The organism is Pseudorhodobacter aquimaris (assembly GCF_001202025.1).
GTDB lineage: Bacteria > Pseudomonadota > Alphaproteobacteria > Rhodobacterales > Rhodobacteraceae > Pseudorhodobacter > Pseudorhodobacter aquimaris.
Genome location: NZ_LGHS01000064.1, coordinates 13,394 through 32,253 on the forward strand (window position 1 = coordinate 13,394; position 18,860 = coordinate 32,253).

Genomic DNA, 18,860 nt, shown 5'->3' on the forward strand with positions numbered 1-18,860 from the left:
ACAGGAACCTTCCCTTATTAAAACGCTCAGATCTGTCTACGGGTGCAAAAGTCTGACATGAAACATCTTTATGGGCGCCACCGTCTCCGCACGGCGGCCGACAGCGCAGCGCTTTGGCAGATCGTGGACTGCTTGTGCAACAGGATAAGGGCGCGGGCGATGGGGTTGCTGCGGGGCGCATGGTACTGACTCCCGGTTTAGCCGACCATGCTGGCCATGCGTCAAAATCGTCAGTGCCCAAAGCGGCCTGAGGCGCTATTGTGGTATAATCAAAAGCATAAGCGGAGTTTTATGAAAGCGATTGTTGATATGGTGGCGCTTGCGCAGGCTCAGTTCGTTTCTGGTGATCTACGTTTGGTCGTCTGCGGGGTACGAATGTGACCGAGCCCGAAAAACAAGTCCCGTCGAAACCGCTGCTGCGTGATCTTGATGTCATTCCGTCGTTGCTGACGGTTCTGGGCATGCTTTTGGGTATGGCCGGGGCGTGGCTGCCGGTTGATGGGCTGGGAATTGTCACCCTTCCGGCGCTGGCAACTGTTTATCTTGCGGGGGGGCTTCCTGCGGCATCGCGGGCACTCTCGGTGCTTTGGAATGAACATGTTCTGGATATCGACCTGCTGATGGTGGTTGCCGCCGTGGCAGCCGCGGCTGTTGGTGCACCGCTGGAAGGCGCGGTTTTGTTGACGCTGTTCAGCGTGGCGGGCACACTGGAGGAACGCGCGCTGGGCCGTGCGCGCAGCGCGATCGAGGCCCTGATGGCGCTGCGCCCAGAAACCGCTTTGCGCAAAACCGTGACCGGCGGGGTTGAGGAGGTCGCGGCAGCGATGCTGGAGGTTGGCGATATCGTCGTGCTGCGTCCCGGTGCGCGGGTGCCGAGTGATGGTACGATCAGTCTGGGACGCGGCGGTCTTGATGAGGCCAATATCACCGGCGAGTCCATGCCCGTCTCCAAAGCCGTGGGCCAGCCGGTGTTTGAAGCGACGGTGAACCTCGACGGGGTGTTGGAGGTCACCGTGACGCGCACGGTCGGCGAAAGCACCATCGCCCGAATGATCCGTCTGGTGACCGAGGCGCATGCGGCCAAGGCCCCCTCGGAACGGTTCAGTGCGTGGTTTGGCCAACGTTATACCATTGCGGTGCTGATCGGAGCGGTGCTGGCGTTTGTTGCGTTCTTCTGGCTGGGTGGCGATTGGCGGCCAGCCCTTTACAAGGCGGCGACACTGCTGGTTGCGGCCAGCCCTTGCGCGATTGTCATCTCGGTCCCTGCCGCGATTCTGTCGGCGCTGTCGGCCGCCGCGCGCATGGGCGTTCTGTTCAAGGGCGGGGCGGCGCTGGAAACCCTTGCTGCTGTGGACAGTTTTGCTTTTGATAAAACCGGCACACTGACCACAGGGCAGGCGGCGGTGACGCAAATCGTGGCGCTGGATGGTGATGAGGCGGGGTTTTTGTCGCTTCTGGCCGGGCTGGAGGCACATTCCGAGCACCATATCGCCAGCGCAATCCGGCGAGAGGCCGCAAAACGAGGACTTGACCCGGCAGAGGTGCGCGAGGTCAGCGCGCAGCCGGGGGTCGGGATAACAGGGCAGGACGGTCTGGGCCCGGTCTGGGCCGGAAACCCCTATCTGGCGGAAAACATGGGTGCGTCGGTTGCTGCGCCGCACTTGCAAGCCTTGGTCGAGGGCAGTGACACAGTGATCTATCTGGGGCGGGGCGCGGATGTGCTGGGGGCGGTCAGTGTGGCGGATGAGGCGCGGCCCAGCTCTGCCCCTGCGATTGCGGCCCTGCGTGCGGGCGGCGTGCGCCGGATCGTGATGATGACGGGCGACAGGCGCGCCGTGGCGCTGCGGATCGGGGCGGAACTGGGCCTTGCCGCAGATGAGATCCATGCCGAAATGCTACCCGAGGATAAGGTGAGGGCGGTTGCCACGCTGGCCGAGACGGGCAAAGTGGCCTTTGTAGGCGACGGTGTGAATGATGCCGCAGCCCTTGCGCGCGCTGATATCGGCATTGCGATGGGGGCCGCGGGGTCCGAGGTGGCCTTGCAAGCCGCCGATGTGGCGCTTCTGTCGGAAGATATGCGCCAGCTTGCCGATGCCCAACGCCTTGCCCGCCGCGCAGCTGGGATCATCCGCCAGAACCTGATCTTTGCCATCGGGGTCATGGTGATTTTGGTCATCGCCGGGCTGTTCTTTGACTTGCCGCTGCCGCTTGCGGTCGTCGGGCACGAAGGCGGCACGGTGCTTGTGGTGCTGAACGGGCTGCGCCTGTTGTCCAACCCCGCGCGCAGGGCAAAGCGGGATGCGCCAGTTCGCGGGCCAAAAGAGGCTGCTGTATGAGGGTGGTGGCCTTTGCCCGCATTGCAAAGAGGGCTTTGTTATGATTGCTGAAAGGGTCCGTGAGGACTGGGACAATGTTCTCGATTTCTGGTTTCCCGAGGGGCGCGGTTTGGATGTGGATCCACAGGCCCATCATGCGCATTGGCGCTGGCGGATGCAGGGCGGTGCGGATGCTGAAATCATAGCGCGGTTTGCGGATATTACCGAAAGGGCGGCACAGGGGGCGTTGGATGACTGGGCGCAGGACCCACACGGCAGGCTGGTGGCGCTGATCGCCGTGCTGGATCAGTTTTCCCGCTCGGTCTGGCGCAACGATGCCCGCGCCTTTGCACAAGACCCTTACGCGGTATCGCTGGTGATGCGCGGTTTATCGAACGGCGATTATTCCCGGTTGGAGACGCCCTGGTTCCAGATCGTCTTTGGCCTGCCCCTGGGCCATTGTGAGGGGCCGGACCATTTGCAGCGTCTCGATCAGCTGATCGGCCTGCGCCAAGACATTGCCGCCACAGCCCCGACCCCGCTTGCGCCGATATATTCCGGCTTGGTCAGCCAAGCTGGCGACGTTCGAAAGATCATCGCGGCCTTCGGGCGGCACCCACATCGCAATGGCGTGCTGAACCGCAAATCGACCGCCGAGGAGGAGGCATATCTTGCCAAAGGCCAGTTCCCCCATATGAAGGCCTTTCGGTAAAACACTGATGATCGCCGCCAGATGTCAGGCCGTTGATGTGTTGCTTTGAAGCCTGGCTAAACAGATTGCCAGTTCCCGATGGTGATCAAACTTTGAACCCGTGGCCCGCTCCGCAAGAGCGGGCCACCAAAACTAGCGCGCCGTATAACCGCCATCGACCAGGTGATACGACCCGGTGATAAAGCTGGCGCGGTCCGACAGCAAAAAGACGATCAGCGCCGCAACTTCTTCGGGTTGGCCAAGCCGGTTCAGGGCGTGCTGGCCTTCAAGGTGTTTCAGGGTCGCCGCGTCCAGTGCATTGCTCACCAGCGGAGTATGGATAAAACCGGGGCCGACAGAATTGACCCGCACACCGGTCGCCGCGTGCTCAAGGGCGGCATTTTTTGTGGCGCCCAGAACGCCATGCTTGGCGCTGACATAGGGCGAGGAGCCAGCAAAACCGACCGAGCCGAGGATTGAGGCCACATTGACCACAGCACCGCCGCCCGCCTTTTCAATCTCGGGGATAGCAAAGCGCATACCGTAAAACACGCCGGAAAGGTTGATGTCGATCACCTTTTGCCACGCCTCGACATCATAGCTGCCAGTCGGCGCCGAGGGGCCGCCAATGCCCGATCCCCCACCTGCTACAATAATCGTTTTGCCGTCAAAAGGCAGATCCATGGCGTCTCTCCTTTGAAAACACTTATGCCTCAGCTTTTATATGGGAATGTGCGGCGTGGTTTGCATCACGCGCATCGACGGCTTTACAAGATGCGTGGCGCAAGTCACGCGCCTCGCGGGCCCAAAGGGATTTGCCCGAACGGTTAGCGTTCCCAAGCAGAGCGGCAGGAGCCAGGGCAAGCAGCGGCAACGCAGGGCCTGACTTGAATGTTGCGCGCACCCTTCTGGGCGGGGGTGAACCAATCCGGCGTGCGCCTTCGGGCCGGATCACTGCCTGTTGGTTTTAAGGTGGCGGTTATCGAAGCTGCCAACCGGCAATGTTGTTGCGTAAGCGAATTTCAATCGGTCTGAACGCTGAATGGCGAACCTGTAGGGTTCACTGTTCTTGGGGATGGAGCCGCTGCCGCGGTCACAGTGATCGCACAGACCTGTGCCGAGGCCGATGCTTGGGCGACCGCGCTGATGGCTCTGGGTGCGCAAGGCGGTGCCAAACTTGCGCGGCAATTCAGGCGCAACGCGTTGTTTTTATTGCGCGATGATACGGGCAGCATCCGCAGCTCGGCTGTCGGGCATATTTTCATTCAAGCGCGCATGCCTTGGCACAGCGCACGGCGCATCGAGAATTACGGTCTAATTCAAATGCTATGTCCCCGATCCGATAGCTGGACCGGGGGGCGCGTCACGGTAAAGATCAGCCTTGACGCGGGTTAGGGTCGGACCATCCCGGCCATATCAACCTCTACCGCTTTGCCCAGATCAGCCATGCTGTCTTGCAGCAGCTGGATCGCGTAATGCGGGTTATGGGTGTAGGCACCGGGATCTTTGGCGATGAACTGGTAGTTGTAGGCCGCTTTCAGCAGGCGCGGTGTCCAGCTTTGATAGCGGTTCGGAAAGATTGCCTCGCCGGGAGTGATTGCGCCGTCGCCATCCGTGTCGATGAAGAAATACGGGAAGGCGTGCGGGTCATAGGCAACAGGCGCTCCTGCAACCTCGACGGCGTATTTCTGGATCGCAGCCCCCAGCATGGCGTGCAATGTGGTGATCGAATGGGCAATGCCCTGCCCCGTGTCGCCTTTCCCGGTCACGTCAACTTCGGTGCTGCGAATATCGGAGTATTTGGCCGCCCCCTTGTGGCAGTTGGTGCAGGTATCGATCGGTTTCACCTTCAGGCTGTGCTGGCTGTGGCACGACAGGCAGGTCGATGGTTCCTCTTTCACATGGATAAAGGTGCCGACATAGGCTTGGCCATCATACTGATAGCCGCCCGCAGCCACGCTGCCCATCTGGGTTGCCGCCGCCGCTTTGTAATGAACGTTGATGAAGGTCAGATCGCCCGCGACCACATCATCCTCGCGCCCCGCAACTGCCGCCGTAACATCAGCACCTGAGGCGCGACCCTGATGGCAGGTAGCGCAGATCGCCTCTTTTCCCAACCCATCAACACGCGCGCCGGAGGGGAACACCACGCTTTGCAGCGCCATGGATTTGGGGTTGTGGCAGGTCACGCAATCCACCGTAGATCCCAGCGGCTGCGGCTGCTCGATCACGTTCACCGCGCGCAGATCCGTGCCCAGATAGTCGATGATCCCGCGACTGGTGTGGCAGGTCGAACATTCCTTTGGCACCATCCGGATGTCTTCATCGTTCCAGTGCTTGAATGCCTCGGCGCCTCGGTCAGCATGGGGCGAGGACAGCCACGCCTCAGTGATTTTCCCCAGATCGGGCTTTTTCTGTTCCTGTGCCGTGGCCGAAAAGCCAACGGCGATCAGGCCGCTTATGATGATGCAAGTCGCGCGTGTTCTGGTTAACCAACGCATGGTGATCCCCCCGGAGAAAGCCGCTTATGAGCATTTTGTGTTCGAGAAGGTTGAGCGGAAGGTATTCCGACGTCATTGCGCCAGATCATTGACGTTCGGCAAAGTACCAAACCACACGCGTGTCAGACACGCCGCGCTGCGAGGCGAGAAGTCCCCATCAATCTCGGAGCGGTCAGTGCCGCAAGGTTTCTGGCAACGATCGACACACGGGACCGTTTCAATTGCTCTGGATCCGTCCGCGCCTATATGGGCCTGACGTCGGGGCGCTACCAATTAAGCGACATCGCTTTTGGCCGAATAGCAACGCTTGGCAACTATATGATCAAACGGATGAGGCGATCCTTCAAATACGAATGCGTTTGCCTGAATGCGCTTGAGGGGGGCTCCGAGATACTGTCTGTGACCCGCAATTAGCTGAATGATTAACTTTGTAAGGGTCCATTCGAGGTATGGCCTGTTGCCCCCGCCCAAAGGCGGCCTATGCCAGAAAACTCGAACCAATAAGATTAGCAGCCTGAAATGAAGTCCTGATCCGTCTCAACAAGGCTGCAAACTGGTCGTGAATCCAGGACCACCTCTCGGGATCCTTGTCGAAATCACAGAAAAGTTTGACAGAGATGGCAGGCGTAAAGTTGCCGTTAACGCTGTCTGTGTTGCGCGGGCGTGGCTTGCGGTGTATCTGTGCCCGAAATCTGATAAATTGACGGGGAGACACTGATGCGTAGAGTGGTAGTCACAGGTCTGGGTATGGTTACACCGCTGGCATGCGGTGTAGAAGAGACATGGTCGCGGTTGATCGCGGGCCAATCGGGTGCAGGCCCTATCACGCGGTTTGATCCTGCGGGTGTGATTACGCAATACGCCTGCGAGATCCCGCTTGGGGATGGCACCGACGGGACATTCAACCCAGATGACTGGATGGAGCCAAAGGATCGCCGCAAGGTGGATGACTTTATTCTTTACGGGATGGCGGCGGCCACGCAAGCGGTTCGGGATTCGGGCTGGGTGCCGGAAACCGAGGATCAGAAATGCCGCACTGGCGTGATGATCGGATCGGGCATTGGCGGGTTGTCGTCGATTGCCGATACGGCTGTGTTGATCAAAGCGCGCGGGGCCAAACGGGTCAGCCCGTTCTTTATTCCGGGGTCGCTGATCAATCTGGTCTCCGGGCAGGTTTCGATTCGCTTTGGCTTCAAGGGGCCGAACCATGCGGTTGTGACGGCTTGCTCAACCGGTGCGCATGCGATTGGCGATGCGGCACGGATGATTGCCTTTGATGATGCCGATGTCATGATAGCAGGCGGCGCCGAAAGCCCGATTTCCGAGATCGGGATTGCCGGTTTCAACGCGTGCAAAGCGCTGTCGACAAAACGTGCGGATGACCCGGCCAAGGCCAGCCGCCCCTATGACGCCGACCGTGACGGGTTTGTGATGGGCGAAGGTGCGGGCGTGGTTGTGTTGGAAGAGTACGAGCATGCCAAGGCGCGCGGTGCCAAGATCTATGCCGAGGTTCTGGGATACGGGCTTTCGGGCGATGCCTATCACATAACTGCCCCAAGTGAGGATGGTGATGGTGGCTATCGCAGCATGGATATGGCGATCAAACGTGCGGGGCTGACGCCTGCCGATATTGATTACATCAATGCGCATGGCACCAGCACAATGGCTGACACGATCGAGCTGGGTGCTGTGGAACGCTTGATGGGCGATGCGGCCGAGGGAGCAACGATGTCGTCGACCAAATCCTCTATCGGGCATTTGCTGGGGGCTGCGGGCGCGGTTGAGGCGATCTTTTGCATCCTTGCCATTCGCGACCAGGTGGCACCGCCAACGATCAATCTGGACAACCCGGCCGTGACACCCAAGCTGGACCTTGCGCCCAATGCGGCGCGCAAGCGTAAGATTGACGTGGCGCTGTCCAACTCTTTCGGGTTTGGCGGGACCAACGCCAGCCTGATTATGGGGAAGGTGACCGCCTGATGTGGAAGGCAGTCGCGTCCAATGCATTGACGTTTTTTATCCTGCTTCTGGTCATTGCCGCGGGGCTTTTGGCCTGGGGCCGCAGGGAATATACCGGGCCCGGGCCATTGACTGATGCGGTCTGCTTTCGGGTAGAGCGCGGGGCGACGCTGTCTTCGGTCAGCCGCTCACTGGAAAGCAGCGGTGTGATTTCGGATGCACGGATTTTCCGGATCGGGGCGGATTACTCGGGGCAGGGGAGCGGGTTGAAGTTTGGCAGCTATTTGTTGCCTGCGGGTGCGTCTATGGGCGAGGTGTTGCAGATCATCACGGTCGGTGGGCAATCGACCTGTGGCAGCGAGGTCAATTTCCGGATCGGAATTGCGTCTGCGGATGTGGTCTTGCGAGAGCTGGACGCGGCGACCAACCGCTATGTTGAGGTTGCTTCTTTTGATCCGGGGGTGGATGCGGCGCCGCAGCCCTATCTTGAGGCGGTTGAGGATCTGGATCTGCGCTATCGGGTGACGCTGGCCGAGGGGGTGACGTCTTGGCAGGTGGTGGAAATGCTGCGGCGTGCCGAGTTTATGGAAGGCACCGTGGATGAGGTTCCCGCTGAGGGTAGCCTTGCGCCCGACAGCTATGATGTGACACGTGGTGGCGACCGTTCAGAGCTTCTGGCCGTGATGCAAGAGCGGCAGGAGAAGATTCTGGCCGCTCTTTGGGCCGAGCGCGCGCCGGATCTACCCTATGCCAGCCCGGAAGAGGCGCTGGTTATGGCCTCTATTGTCGAAAAGGAGACCGGTATTGCCGAGGAACGTCGGCAGGTGGCAAGCGTATTTGTCAACCGTTTGCGCAAGGGGATGAAGTTGCAAACCGATCCGACGGTTATTTACGGTGTGACCAATGGCGAAGGGATCCTGGGGCGCGGCTTGCGGCAGTCGGAGCTGCGCCGTGAAACGCCCTATAATACCTATGTGATTGAGGGGCTTCCACCCGGCCCGATCGCAAACCCCGGACGGCTGAGCATTGAGGCTGCACTTAACCCTGATGACACGCCGTTTATCTTTTTCGTGGCCGATGGTACGGGCGGTCACGCCTTTGTGTGACGCTGGAGGAGCATAACGCCAATGTCGCCAAATGGCGTCAGATCGAGGCGCAGCGTGGCCAGGAAGGTGCCACAGGGGTGCAGGGTAATTGAGCTATACTTAACGTAACATTAAGGCTGCGTTCGGGTAACCGGTTGATATAGAACGAAAATAGCTTGACTTTGCGTACGGTCTGCTGTACCTATTCAGGCATGCTAGAAGAAGTGGGCAAGCGGCTCGGGGGTGACCCCGGTGCCGCTTTTTCATTTCTCTCGTGCGGGCAGGCATGAGGCGGGTGCAGGACTACATGACAATAAATTTTCTGACTGGGGACGGGCAGCTGACAGAATTGTTGGCGGCAACAGAAGAAATGTATCGCGACGCCGGGGTTGAACTGGCGCGCGCAATCAAAGCGGCAAAATCATGTGCCCCGGCAGACGCGAAAGCGGCTCTGCAGGCAGTGCGGGATTTAAAGTCCGCGTTTCAGCTGGCGATGGACGAAAGGAGCAAAATTGACAAAATCCGCAATGATACAGCCGGGATCATCGGGGAGGAACTCCTCGACCTCGATGCCGCGCGCGCTGAAATCGGGAGCAGGCTGGCTCGCCTCCGAAACGCCGGAGGTGGTGGCTGAATTTCTGGAAGGGCTAAGCGACAATGCGTTGCTTGCCCTGCCTTGGATGTTCGAGTTCTGGGCTTTGCCACATCAGCTTGCACCAGAGGGTGCCTGGAAAAGCTGGGTGATCATGGGAGGGCGCGGCGCGGGGAAAACCCGCGCCGGTGCTGAATGGGTGCGCAGTATGGTCGAAGGGTCGCAACCCCTTGATCCGGGGCGCGCCCAGCGTGTGGCACTTGTCGGGGAAAGCGTGGATCAGGTGCGCGATGTCATGATCTTTGGCGATAGCGGTATCATGGCATGTTCGCCCCCTGACCGCCGCCCGAAATGGGAGGCGAGCCGGGCGCGCCTGCTTTGGCCGAACGGGGCCACGGCAACCGTTTATTCGGCGCATAACCCCGAAAAGCTGCGAGGGCCGCAATTTGATGCGGCCTGGGTGGATGAGCTGGCGAAATGGCCAAATGCGCAGAACACCTGGGATATGTTGCAATTCTCGCTGCGGTTGGGGGAGCATCCGCAGCAGGTTGTGACGACAACACCGCGGAATGTCGAGGTGCTGAAGGCGGTGCTAAAGAACCCTTCGACGGTTTCCACCCATGCACCGACACAGGCCAACCGCGCCAATCTGGCGGCTTCGTTTTTGGAAGAGGTGGAGCGGCGCTACGCGGGCACGAGCCAAGGACGGCAAGAGCTGGAAGGTCTTTTGCTCGAAGAGGCCGAGGGTGCGATGTGGAGCCTGACACAGCTGGAACGAGGCCGGGTGGAACGTGCGCCGGCCTTGTCGCGCATTGTGGTGGCGGTTGATCCACCAGTGACGGGCCATGCGGGATCGGACGAATGCGGGATCTTGGTTGTGGGGGCCGTCACCGAAGGGCCGCCGCAGACATGGCGTGCCTTTGTGCTGGAGGATGCGAGTGTGAAGGCGGCATCCCCCGACACATGGGCACGGGCGGCGATTGCGGCCAAGGAACGCTATCAGGCTGACCGGGTTGTGGCAGAGGTCAATCAGGGCGGGGATATGGTGGAAAGTGTTTTGCGCCAGATCGACCCCTTGCTGGCCTACCGCGCCGTGCGGGCCACACGCGGCAAAGCCGTGCGTGCCGAGCCGGTGGCGGCGCTTTATGAGCAGGGGCGCGTCAGCCATCTGCCCAATCTGGGCAAGCTGGAGGATCAGATGTGCCTGATGACCAGCACCGGCTTTCAGGGCAAGGGCAGCCCTGACCGCGTGGATGCGCTGGTTTGGGCCTTGACCGACCTGATCATTGACGCGGGCGCAAACTACCAGCGGCCCACCGTTCGCACACTTTAACACAATTTAATCAAATTAGATCAGATTTGGTTTCAAGCCGAGGGGGCAGCGCTTCGCCCCCCGAGACAAAGACAAAGGAGCTGATCCAGATGGTTTTCGATTTCCTGAAACGCAGTGATGTTTCGGTGCCAGAGCAAAAGGCATCGGCCGCGGGGCCGGTGATCAACTACTCCGGCTCTGGCCGTGTGGCATGGAGCCCGCGCGATGTCGTGAGCCTGACCAAGACGGGCTTTCTCGGCAACCCTATCGGGTTTCGTGCGGTCAAGTTGATTGCCGAAACCGCGGCGGCGATGCCCTTGGTTTTGCAAGATTGCGACCGTCGTTATGAGATGCATCCGCTGTTGGCGCTGATGAAGCGCCCGAACCAGATGCAGGGCCGTGCGGAATTGATGGAGGCGCTTTACGGGCAGCTGTTGTTGTCGGGCAACGCCTATGTCGAGGCGGTGCAGGGCGCAACTTTGCTCCCGGGGGAACTGCATATTTTGCGCTCGGACCGGATGAGTTTGATCCCGGGTACGGATGGTTGGCCGGTCGCCTATGACTATACCGTAGGCGCACGCAAACACCGTTTTGATATGACCGGCGGTTTGGCCCCGATTTGCCATATCCGCAACTTTCATCCGCATGATGACCACTACGGGTTTTCGCCGATGCAGGCGGCGGCGGTGGCACTGGATGTGCATGTCTCGGCCTCTCATTGGTCCAAGGCGTTGCTGGACAATGCGGCACGGCCAAGCGGGGCGATCGTCTATAAGGGCATCGACGGGCAATCACAGCTGTCGAATGACCAATATGATCGCTTGCTGAACGAGATGGCATCGCATCATCAGGGCGCACGAAATGCGGGGCGCCCGATGTTGCTGGAGGGCGGACTAGACTGGAAGCCGATGGGGTTCAGCCCCTCGGATATGGAGTTCCAGAAAACCAAAGAGGCCGCCGCGCGTGAAATCGCGATTGCCTTTGGGGTACCGCCGATGCTTTTGGGCATCCCCGGCGATGCGACCTATGCCAATTACCAAGAGGCAAACCGTGCCTTTTTCCGGCTAACGGTTTTGCCCTTGGTGTCCAAGGTGACGGCCTCCTTGTCGCATTGGCTCTCGGGGTTCACCGGTGAGGAGATCGAGTTCAAAGCCGATCTTGATCAGGTGCATGCTTTGGCATCGGAACGTGACCAGCAATGGGCGCGGGTCGGGGCGGCAGATTTCCTGACCACGGCGGAAAAGCGGGCAATTCTGGGGCTGCCAGCCTTGGCAGAGGATGAATGAGCCTGCGCGGCAAGGATAGCGGTGGCTCTAGATACCTTTACGACAGTTTTGATGCGGCCACGGCGCGGATTGAGGCGAACGAACGGGTGGCCGAGGAACGCTGGGTCGGGCTGGAATACCGGCTTGGCCAGATCGAGGGTAGTCTGGACCGCTTGGAAAAGCGGCTTTGGCTGGGGGTTTACGGGGTTACGGCCTTTCTGCTGGCGCAGGGGGCCGAGGCGGTGCTGAAAGCGGCGATGAGGTAGGCAAATGGGATATATGGACAAACATGGCGCACCGGAGCGCAAATACTACGCCCCGGAAGAAGGCTTGACGGTGACGAATGGTCTTGTGATCGAAGGCTACGCGAGCCTCTTTGGTCGGAAGGATCAGGGCGGGGACGTGGTGCAAAAGGGCGCCTATGCCACCAGCCTGAAGGCGCTGGCGAAAGCCGAGCGGCGGGTCAAGATGCTGTGGCAGCATGATCCGGCGCAGCCAATCGGCATTTGGGACGAGGTGCGCGAGGATGGCGTAGGGCTCTACGTCAAGGGGCGCATCCTGCCCGAAGTTGACAAGGGACGCGAGGCGGCGGCTTTGCTTGCGGCAGGCGCGATTGACGGGCTTTCCATCGGTTACCGCACTTTGCGGGCCGAGAAGGATGGCAAGGGCCAAAGGCTCTTGTCGGAGTTGGAGCTTTGGGAAGTGTCGCTTGTGACCTTTCCGATGCTGCCAGAGGCGCGGGTAGCGGCAAAAAACGATGAGCTTGCCGATACCTGGCGCGGCGTGGCGCAGATCTTTGAAGATGCGCGCCGGGAGTTGGCCGCCCGTTAGGACGGCTTTTCACGACTGAAACCCAAGAAGGAAACGATGATGACCGAGACAAAGGCTCGGGCCGGGGAAGTTGTCCCTGAGGCCCTGCATCCGGGTGCGGAAGTGAAATCCGCCATGACCGGATTTTTAAAAGAATTCAGCGGCTTTCAGGCTGAGATGAAGACAGCGTTGCAACAACAGGAAGAGCGTATGACCATGCTTGATCGCAAAACGATGACCTACGGACGTCCCGCCCTCTCAGCTCAAGCTGAGGTCGATGTGCCCCATAAGAAGGCTTTTGATGCCTACTTGCGTTCGGGCGATGATGACGGTCTGCGTGGCCTTGTTCTGGAAGGCAAAGCGCTGAACACGGCTGTGAATGCTGAAGGCGGCTTTCTGGTTGATCCACAGACCGCAGAGACCATTCGTTCCAGCCTGAAATCGACGTCTTCGATCCGCGCCGTTGCCAATGTGGTGCAGGTTGAGGCGACCTCGTTTGACGTGCTGATCGACCATACCGATGTGGGCTCGGGTTGGGCGACAGAAACCAGCCCGGTGGTCGAATCCGGCACCCCCGCGATCGAACGCATCTCGATCCCGCTGCATGAGCTTTCTGCATTGCCAAAGGCGAGCCAGCGTTTGCTGGACGACAGCGCCTTTGACGTCGAAGGTTGGCTTGCCGGGCGCATCGCAGATAAGTTCATGCGTGCCGAGGCGGCGTCCTTTGTTGCTGGCGACGGTGTGGACAAACCGCGCGGCTTTTTGAACCATGCTAAGGTTGCGGATGGTTCGTGGACTTGGGGCAATCTGGGTTACATCGCGACCGGTGAGGCAGGTGATTTCTTCGGTTCCAGCCCGGCGGATGCGATTGTCGATCTGGTCTATGCGCTTGATGCGACTTACCGTGCCAATGCGACCTTTGTAATGAACTCCAAGACAGCCGGTGCTGTGCGCAAGATGAAGGATGCCGATGGTCGTTTCCTTTGGTCTGACGGTCTGGCTGCGGGTGAGCCTGCACGCCTGATGGGTTATCCGGTGCTGATCGCCGAAGACATGCCGGACATCGCCGCCAATGCTTATGGCATCGCTTTTGGTGACTTTGCTAGCGGCTATACCATCGCCGAACGCCCTGACCTGCGCGTCATGCGGGACCCCTTCAGCGCCAAACCGCATGTGTTGTTCTATGCGACCAAGCGCGTGGGCGGTGATGTTTCCGACTTTGCAGCAATCAAGCTGCTGAAATTCGCAGTCTCCTAAGCGGTATCTGCGAATGGCCCAGCCCTTGCGGGGCTGGGTCTTGGGTACGCGCTTGGGGTTCGACCCTGACCCGGGTTGTCTAGCTGCTCCCTCCGCCCGAGCGATGCGGGGTGCGTACCCAGACTTTTTTGCGGCAAAATTTTCGGAGAAACAAGATGATGTTGATCGAGCAAACAGCGGTTCCCTCAGCGGCGTTGCCGGTGACGGCGTTGAAACACCATTTGCGGCTTGGCACCGGGTTTGCCGATGACGGGATGCAGGACGGTTTGATTGAGAGCTATTTGCGGGCAGCTATGGCTGCGATTGAAGGTCGGATCGGGAAGATACTGATCTCTCGTGAATATAAGTGGAGCCTTGATGACTGGCGTGCGGGAGGTGAGCAGGCTTTGCCGGTGGCACCGGTATCCAACATCACCCAGGTTGCGGTGTTGGACCGTGATGAGCTGGCCGAGGTTGTACCTGCAGAGCAATACCGTTTGGTGCAGGATATGCACCGGCCAAAACTGCGGGCAAGAGGGTACATGCTGCCATCCATCCCGACCGCGGGCCGCGTGGAAATCGAATTCGTCGCTGGGTTTGGCCCGGCCTGGAACGATGTTCCCGCTGATTTGGGGCAGGCGGTGTTGTTGCTTGCGGCCGAATATTATGAGCGCCGCCATGAGGGCGGCTTGCGGTCCGAAGGCGGGCTGCCGCTGGGCGTAATCACATTGATCGAGCGTTGGCGCACAGTCCGCGTATTGGGAGGGGCTGGGGCATGACAGCAATTCATCTAACCCGCTCTCTGGTGCTGGAAGGCCCGGTAGAGGTCTCGGATGGGATGGGTGGATTTACCCTGACATGGGAGCCCTTGGGCACGCTTTGGGCCTCTGTCCTGCCCGGTACGGGGCGCGATGCCGCGGGTGAGGAAGTGGTCCTGTCCACGGTTCCCTACCGCATAACCGTAAGAGGGGCGCCGCAAGGGGCACCATCGCGGCCAACGGTTGGCCAAAGGTTTCGCGACAATATGCGGGTTTTCTGGATCCACGCGGTGACCGAGCGCGACGACAGCGGACAGTACCTCGTCTGTTTCGTAGAAGAGGAGATACTGGCATGAGCTATGGATCGGCGGCAGCACTTCAGACCGCGATTTACGGCCGTTTAAGCACGGACCCGCGCCTGGCAGGCGTATCCATTGTTGATGCGGTGCCTTCGGGGGGCGGCGCGGGTACATTCGTGCTGATCGGGCCGGAAGACGTCTATGACCAATCCGATAAAACTGGCGGAGGGGCCGAACACAGACTGACGGTTGCCGTGATCAGCAGCGATACCGGGTTCTCGGCGGCGAAAACGGTTGCCGTTGCGGTGTCGGACGCCTTGGTGGACGCGCCATTGACGCTGACACGTGGACGATTGGTGAGCATGCACTTTCGGCGGGCCAAGGCGATACGTCTTGATGAGGGCGGCGCGCGGCGGATTGATCTGAGCTTTCGGGCGCGGGTCGAGGATTGAATCTTGGCCCCATTGGGGCGCGACTTTTTGAAATGGAGATAAGCAATGGCTGTGCAAAGTGGCAAGGATCTGTTGATCAAGCTGGATATGGATGGGGACGGTAGTTTCGAGACAATCGCGGGCCTGCGGGCGACCCGGATCAGCTTCAATGCCGAAACGGTTGATGTGACCAGTCTGGAAAGTCAGGGCGGATGGCGTGAGCTTTTGGCCGGTGCGGGTGTAAAGACGTCTTCGATTTCCGGCTCCGGCGTGTTTCGCGATGCGGGCACAGATGAGCGCGCGCGTCAGATCTTCTTCGACGGCGAAATCCCACGTTTTCAAGTAATTATACCGGATTTTGGTGTGGTTGAAGGACCGTTCCAACTGTCGTCGATCGAATATTCGGGCAGCCATAATGGCGAGGCGACCTATGAGATGACGATGGCCTCCGCCGGCGCGCTAACCTTCACGGCACTCTGATGGAGAACCCATGGGCAGGAGAAGTCGCGGTGCTGCTGGATGGCAAACGCCATGTGGCCAAGCTAACACTGGGTGCATTGGCCGAGCTGGAGGCGGTTCTGGAAGCCGGGTCCTTGATCGAATTGGTCGAGCGCTTTGAAGCCGGGCGGTTTTCAACGCGTGATGTGCTGGCGTTGTTGGTGGCGGGCCTGCGTGGCGGCGGCTGGCAAGGAACGGCGGCAGATCTGCGTACGGTTGAAATCGGAGGCGGGCCGGTAGAGGCGGCGCGGATGGCGGCGGCGCTATTGGCGCGGGCGTTTTCGGTGCCGGGCGAGGCATGACAGGCATCGATTGGGCGGGGCTGATGCAAGTGGGGTTGCACGGCTTGGGGATGCAGCCGCAGGACTTTTGGCGGCTGACCCCTGTTGAGTTGCGGATAAAGCTTGGGGCTGCGGCCAGTACCGCGCCCTTGAGCCGCGCGCGCCTGGAGGACTTGGCGCGCGCCTTTCCTGACGTGAAAAAGGGAACGGAACATGGCTGATATCGAAGACCTGGAAGACCAGATCGCAGCACTTGAGCTAACGCTTGACGGGACCGGTAGCATGGTCTCGGCGTTTGACGGCGAATTGTCGCGAATGCGCGACAGCTTGGTATTTACGGGGCGGGAAGTGAATACCCTGTCCAACAGCATCGGTGGCGAATTGCGGCGGGCGTTTGATGGCGTGGTATTTGACGGCTTGAAGCTGTCGGATGCGCTGAAAGGCGTGGCCGAAACCATGATGGATACGGTCTATTCGGTTGCGATGAAACCGGTGCAAAGCGCCTTGGGCGGCTTGGTTGCGAACGGGCTGAATTCGGCTTTGGGCGGGATCATGCCCTTTGCTGACGGTGGCGCCTTTACCCAAGGCCGCGTGATGCCTTTTGCCAAAGGCGGTGTTGTGTCGTCACCCACCAATTTCCCGATGCGCGGTGGCATGGGGTTGATGGGTGAGGCGGGGCCAGAGGCGATCATGCCGCTGGCGCGCGGGGCTGATGGTCGTTTGGGCGTGCAGGCCGGAGGAAGCGCCCAGCCGATCACGGTGGTGATGAATATTTCCAGCCCGGATGTCAGCGGCTTCCAGCGTAGTCAAAGCCAGATCGCAGCGCAGGCCAGCCGTGCATTGGCGCGCGGGCAACGGAACAGGTAGGGGCAAAACATGGCTTTTCATGAGATACGGTTTCCGGCAAACCTGAGCTTTGGCTCTGTCGGCGGGCCCGAGCGGCGCACAGAGATTGTTACGCTGGCCAACGGCTTTGAAGAACGCAACAGTTTGTGGGCTCATTCGCGCCGCCGCTATGACGCGGGGGTTAGCCTGCGCAGTCTTGATGATGTGGAGTCACTGATCTCCTTTTACGAGGCTCGGCAGGGTCGGCTTTATGGTTTTCGATGGAAGGATTGGTCTGACTACAAATCTTGTCTGCCCTCCAAGGAGCCGTCGGCGATGGACCAACCAATCGGTATTGGTGATGGCACGCGGCGGGTTTTTCAGTTGACAAAGACATATGTCTCGGGCGGGCAAAGTTATGCCCGACCTGTCGTTAAACCGGTGTTGGGCAGTGTTTTGCTTGCGATTTCTGGTGACCCGAAGATCGAGACGATCGAGTTTTTTGTTGATGTTGCGAAGGGAATTATCAGTTTCCCAACGCCTCCGGATGAAGGGGTTCGCATTACAGCAGGCTTTGAGTTTGACGTGCCGGTACGATTTGACACAGATGCAATTCAAACCGCGGTGTCATCCTTTCGGGCGGGCGATATGCCATCCGTTCCAGTGGTGGAGGTTCGGGTATGACAACGGGAAAAGAGGGGCTTTTAGCACATCTCGAAAGTGGTACGACCACGGTTTGCCATGCCTGGGGGATCGAACGCAAAGACGGGACGTGGTTCGGGTTTACGGATCATGACTGTGATATTGTCTTTGGCGGGCAGGTCTATAAGGCCAATTCCGGGCTGACGGCGCTCGCGCTGCAACAGACCACGGGCCTGTCGGTGGACAACACCGAAGCAACGGGTGCCCTGTCTATCTGGCGGTAACAGAATCGGATATTCTGGCCGGTCGTTTTGACGGTGCGTCCTTGACCGGCTGGCAGGTGAATTGGGCAAATACTGATCACCGTGCGCTGACCTTTCGGGGTACAATCGGAGAGCTGTCACGTGCCGGCGGTGCGTTTCATGCCGAGTTGCGTGGCTTGACCGAAGCTCTTAACCAGCCTCAGGGGCGCGCATTCCAGCGTAGCTGTTCTGCAGTTTTGGGGGATGTTAAATGCGGCTTTGACCTGACACAGCCAGGGTTCTCGGAAGAAATCCCGCTGGAGAGGGTGACGCAAAACCGCATATTCCGCTTCTCTGGCTTGTCAGAACATAGCGAGTGCTGGTTTGAAAAAGGGCGTCTGACCGTCTTGTCGGGTGCTGCAAAAGGATTGGTCTCGATTATCAAGAATGATTGTCTGGAAGATGGTCAGCGGGTGATCGAGACATGGCAGCAGATACCCCTGCCGTTGCTTGAAGGAGATATGATCCGGCTTGAGGCGGGCTGTGACAAACGCGGCGCAACCTGTCGATTGAAGTTCGCCAACTTTGTGAATTTCCGTGGGTTCCCAGATATTCCCGGCGAGGATTGGCTGACCTCCTATCCCGTTTCGACACAAGCGAATACCGGCGGGAGTTTGGTGCGATGACTCCATTACAATCGCGTATTGTCGCAGAAGCGCAGGCTTGGATTGGCACGCCGTATATTCATCAGGCCAGTAGTAAGGATGCAGGCACTGATTGCCTCGGCCTGTTGAGAGGGATCTGGCGTGAGGTGCAAGGGCCGGAGCCAGAGGTGGTGCCTGCCTATACCCCGGACTGGTCCGAGCCGAGCCGTGAAGAGGTGTTGATGCGTGCGGCCTGTCGTTGGCTGCGGCGCAAGCCTTTGGGGGATCTTGCACCGGGTGATGTTTTGCTGTTTCGGATGCGAAAGGGAAGCGTTGCCAAACACTTGGGCATTGTCGGCGCTGTGGCGCCTCAAACGAAGTTTATCCATGCCTACACGGGGCATGGCGTTATCGAAAGCCCGCTGTCAGAGCCGTGGGTCCGGCGCATCGCTGCGCGTTTTGAATTTCCATAAA

General features: G+C 59.6%; 21 protein-coding genes and 2 pseudogenes. 21 read left to right on the plus strand and 2 right to left on the minus strand.

From position 1 onward, the window contains the following. Positions 1 to 461 precede the first annotated feature (461 nt). A complete protein-coding gene (locus tag AKU94_RS11360; RefSeq protein WP_050527427.1) occupies positions 462 to 2,336 on the plus strand; it encodes a heavy metal translocating P-type ATPase in 1,875 nt (624 codons plus the stop codon). A gap of 40 nt (positions 2,337 to 2,376) precedes the next feature. Then, a complete protein-coding gene (locus AKU94_RS11365) occupies positions 2,377 to 3,027 on the plus strand; it encodes a DUF924 family protein (RefSeq protein WP_050527428.1) in 651 nt (216 codons plus the stop codon). Between the two features lie 132 nt (positions 3,028 to 3,159). On the opposite strand, the gene AKU94_RS11370 is transcribed toward AKU94_RS11365, so the two are convergent. Beyond that, positions 3,160 to 3,690, minus strand: a complete 531-nt coding sequence (locus tag AKU94_RS11370) for an SDR family NAD(P)-dependent oxidoreductase (RefSeq protein WP_050527390.1) — start codon at positions 3,688 to 3,690, stop codon at positions 3,160 to 3,162. Positions 3,691 to 4,044: 354 nt separating this feature from the next. Here AKU94_RS11370 and AKU94_RS11375 point away from each other — a divergent pair, with 354 nt between their 5' ends. Next, a complete protein-coding gene (locus AKU94_RS11375; RefSeq protein WP_083445045.1) occupies positions 4,045 to 4,401 on the plus strand; it encodes an FAD:protein FMN transferase in 357 nt (118 codons plus the stop codon). On the opposite strand, the gene AKU94_RS11380 is transcribed toward AKU94_RS11375, so the two are convergent. Further along, the gene (locus tag AKU94_RS11380; protein ID WP_198144898.1) at positions 4,398 to 5,507 is read right to left on the minus strand and encodes a polyheme membrane-associated cytochrome C; all 1,110 of its coding nucleotides are present in this window, start codon (positions 5,505 to 5,507) and stop codon (positions 4,398 to 4,400) included. The two genes, AKU94_RS11375 and AKU94_RS11380, sit on opposite strands and share 4 nt — an antisense overlap. Before the next feature lie 75 nt (positions 5,508 to 5,582). Here AKU94_RS11380 and AKU94_RS20915 point away from each other — a divergent pair, with 75 nt between their 5' ends. From AKU94_RS20915 to AKU94_RS11470, 18 genes and pseudogenes are all read left to right on the plus strand, one after another. Beyond that, positions 5,583 to 5,921: a transposase gene (locus AKU94_RS20915; protein WP_408633695.1), complete on the plus strand. Its 339-nt coding sequence runs from the start codon at positions 5,583 to 5,585 to the stop codon at positions 5,919 to 5,921. Positions 5,922 to 6,224: 303 nt separating this feature from the next. Next, positions 6,225 to 7,487 (plus strand): beta-ketoacyl-ACP synthase II, encoded by a 1,263-nt coding sequence (fabF, locus tag AKU94_RS11385; RefSeq protein WP_050527392.1) that lies wholly within the window; start codon positions 6,225 to 6,227, stop codon positions 7,485 to 7,487. Next, positions 7,487 to 8,664: pseudogene (gene mltG, locus AKU94_RS11390) on the plus strand (endolytic transglycosylase MltG). The gene fabF and the pseudogene mltG overlap by 1 nt, the downstream one beginning before the upstream one ends. Positions 8,665 to 9,120: 456 nt before the next feature. Beyond that, positions 9,121 to 10,476, plus strand: a complete 1,356-nt coding sequence (locus tag AKU94_RS11400) for a DNA-packaging protein (protein WP_198144899.1) — start codon at positions 9,121 to 9,123, stop codon at positions 10,474 to 10,476. 89 nt (positions 10,477 to 10,565) lie between these two features. After that, the gene (locus tag AKU94_RS11405; RefSeq protein ID WP_050527394.1) at positions 10,566 to 11,741 is read left to right on the plus strand and encodes a phage portal protein; all 1,176 of its coding nucleotides are present in this window, start codon (positions 10,566 to 10,568) and stop codon (positions 11,739 to 11,741) included. Further along, positions 11,738 to 11,986 (plus strand): GTA head formation protein, RCAP_rcc01685 family, encoded by a 249-nt coding sequence (locus tag AKU94_RS11410; RefSeq protein ID WP_050527395.1) that lies wholly within the window; start codon positions 11,738 to 11,740, stop codon positions 11,984 to 11,986. The genes AKU94_RS11405 and AKU94_RS11410 overlap by 4 nt, the downstream gene beginning before the upstream one ends. A gap of 4 nt (positions 11,987 to 11,990) precedes the next feature. Beyond that, a complete protein-coding gene (locus AKU94_RS11415; RefSeq protein WP_157056526.1) occupies positions 11,991 to 12,551 on the plus strand; it encodes an HK97 family phage prohead protease in 561 nt (186 codons plus the stop codon). A gap of 39 nt (positions 12,552 to 12,590) precedes the next feature. Next, entirely contained in the window at positions 12,591 to 13,787 is a 1,197-nt protein-coding gene (locus AKU94_RS11420) for a phage major capsid protein (protein WP_050527432.1), read from the plus strand. A gap of 155 nt (positions 13,788 to 13,942) precedes the next feature. Beyond that, a complete protein-coding gene (locus tag AKU94_RS11425; protein WP_050527396.1) occupies positions 13,943 to 14,545 on the plus strand; it encodes a head-tail connector protein in 603 nt (200 codons plus the stop codon). Beyond that, entirely contained in the window at positions 14,542 to 14,880 is a 339-nt protein-coding gene (locus AKU94_RS11430) for a head-tail adaptor protein (protein ID WP_050527397.1), read from the plus strand. The genes AKU94_RS11425 and AKU94_RS11430 overlap by 4 nt, the downstream gene beginning before the upstream one ends. Beyond that, a complete protein-coding gene (locus tag AKU94_RS11435) occupies positions 14,877 to 15,275 on the plus strand; it encodes a DUF3168 domain-containing protein (RefSeq protein WP_050527398.1) in 399 nt (132 codons plus the stop codon). The genes AKU94_RS11430 and AKU94_RS11435 overlap by 4 nt, the downstream gene beginning before the upstream one ends. A 45-nt stretch (positions 15,276 to 15,320) precedes the next feature. Next, positions 15,321 to 15,734, plus strand: coding sequence for a phage major tail protein, TP901-1 family (locus AKU94_RS11440; RefSeq protein ID WP_050527399.1), 414 nt, complete (start codon positions 15,321 to 15,323; stop codon positions 15,732 to 15,734). Then, positions 15,734 to 16,054 (plus strand): gene transfer agent family protein, encoded by a 321-nt coding sequence (locus tag AKU94_RS11445; protein WP_050527400.1) that lies wholly within the window; start codon positions 15,734 to 15,736, stop codon positions 16,052 to 16,054. Before AKU94_RS11440 ends, AKU94_RS11445 begins: the two co-directional genes overlap by 1 nt. Then, a complete protein-coding gene (locus AKU94_RS11450; RefSeq protein ID WP_050527401.1) occupies positions 16,051 to 16,254 on the plus strand; it encodes a rcc01693 family protein in 204 nt (67 codons plus the stop codon). The genes AKU94_RS11445 and AKU94_RS11450 overlap by 4 nt, the downstream gene beginning before the upstream one ends. Continuing rightward, positions 16,247 to 16,900, plus strand: a complete 654-nt coding sequence (locus AKU94_RS11455) for a phage tail tape measure protein (protein ID WP_050527402.1) — start codon at positions 16,247 to 16,249, stop codon at positions 16,898 to 16,900. Before AKU94_RS11450 ends, AKU94_RS11455 begins: the two co-directional genes overlap by 8 nt. Before the next feature lie 9 nt (positions 16,901 to 16,909). Further along, positions 16,910 to 17,542, plus strand: a complete 633-nt coding sequence (locus tag AKU94_RS11460; protein WP_050527403.1) for a DUF2460 domain-containing protein — start codon at positions 16,910 to 16,912, stop codon at positions 17,540 to 17,542. After that, a pseudogene (locus tag AKU94_RS11465) lies at positions 17,539 to 18,428 on the plus strand (DUF2163 domain-containing protein). The gene AKU94_RS11460 and the pseudogene AKU94_RS11465 overlap by 4 nt, the downstream one beginning before the upstream one ends. Beyond that, a complete protein-coding gene (locus AKU94_RS11470) occupies positions 18,425 to 18,859 on the plus strand; it encodes an NlpC/P60 family protein (RefSeq protein WP_050527404.1) in 435 nt (144 codons plus the stop codon). Before AKU94_RS11465 ends, AKU94_RS11470 begins: the two are co-directional and overlap by 4 nt. The last annotated feature ends 1 nt before the right edge of the window (position 18,860 follow it).

What these genes read in the sequence shown, in the direction of transcription:
- AKU94_RS11360 (WP_050527427.1), top strand. Translation starts at nt 462, where the DNA reads ATGCTTTTGGGTATGGCCGGGGCGTGGCTGCCGGTTGATGGGCTGGGA.
- AKU94_RS11365 (WP_050527428.1), top strand. Translation starts at nt 2,377, where the DNA reads ATGATTGCTGAAAGGGTCCGTGAGGACTGGGACAATGTTCTCGATTTC.
- AKU94_RS11370 (WP_050527390.1), bottom strand. Translation starts at nt 3,690, where the DNA reads ATGGATCTGCCTTTTGACGGCAAAACGATTATTGTAGCAGGTGGGGGA.
- AKU94_RS11380 (WP_198144898.1), bottom strand. Translation starts at nt 5,507, where the DNA reads ATGCGTTGGTTAACCAGAACACGCGCGACTTGCATCATCATAAGCGGC.
- fabF (WP_050527392.1), top strand. Translation starts at nt 6,225, where the DNA reads ATGCGTAGAGTGGTAGTCACAGGTCTGGGTATGGTTACACCGCTGGCA.
- AKU94_RS11400 (WP_198144899.1), top strand. Translation starts at nt 9,121, where the DNA reads ATGCCGCGCGCGCTGAAATCGGGAGCAGGCTGGCTCGCCTCCGAAACG.
- AKU94_RS11405 (WP_050527394.1), top strand. Translation starts at nt 10,566, where the DNA reads ATGGTTTTCGATTTCCTGAAACGCAGTGATGTTTCGGTGCCAGAGCAA.
- AKU94_RS11410 (WP_050527395.1), top strand. Translation starts at nt 11,738, where the DNA reads ATGAGCCTGCGCGGCAAGGATAGCGGTGGCTCTAGATACCTTTACGAC.
- AKU94_RS11415 (WP_157056526.1), top strand. Translation starts at nt 11,991, where the DNA reads ATGGGATATATGGACAAACATGGCGCACCGGAGCGCAAATACTACGCC.
- AKU94_RS11420 (WP_050527432.1), top strand. Translation starts at nt 12,591, where the DNA reads ATGACCGAGACAAAGGCTCGGGCCGGGGAAGTTGTCCCTGAGGCCCTG.
- AKU94_RS11425 (WP_050527396.1), top strand. Translation starts at nt 13,943, where the DNA reads ATGATGTTGATCGAGCAAACAGCGGTTCCCTCAGCGGCGTTGCCGGTG.
- AKU94_RS11430 (WP_050527397.1), top strand. Translation starts at nt 14,542, where the DNA reads ATGACAGCAATTCATCTAACCCGCTCTCTGGTGCTGGAAGGCCCGGTA.
- AKU94_RS11435 (WP_050527398.1), top strand. Translation starts at nt 14,877, where the DNA reads ATGAGCTATGGATCGGCGGCAGCACTTCAGACCGCGATTTACGGCCGT.
- AKU94_RS11440 (WP_050527399.1), top strand. Translation starts at nt 15,321, where the DNA reads ATGGCTGTGCAAAGTGGCAAGGATCTGTTGATCAAGCTGGATATGGAT.
- AKU94_RS11445 (WP_050527400.1), top strand. Translation starts at nt 15,734, where the DNA reads ATGGAGAACCCATGGGCAGGAGAAGTCGCGGTGCTGCTGGATGGCAAA.
- AKU94_RS11450 (WP_050527401.1), top strand. Translation starts at nt 16,051, where the DNA reads ATGACAGGCATCGATTGGGCGGGGCTGATGCAAGTGGGGTTGCACGGC.
- AKU94_RS11455 (WP_050527402.1), top strand. Translation starts at nt 16,247, where the DNA reads ATGGCTGATATCGAAGACCTGGAAGACCAGATCGCAGCACTTGAGCTA.
- AKU94_RS11460 (WP_050527403.1), top strand. Translation starts at nt 16,910, where the DNA reads ATGGCTTTTCATGAGATACGGTTTCCGGCAAACCTGAGCTTTGGCTCT.
- AKU94_RS11470 (WP_050527404.1), top strand. Translation starts at nt 18,425, where the DNA reads ATGACTCCATTACAATCGCGTATTGTCGCAGAAGCGCAGGCTTGGATT.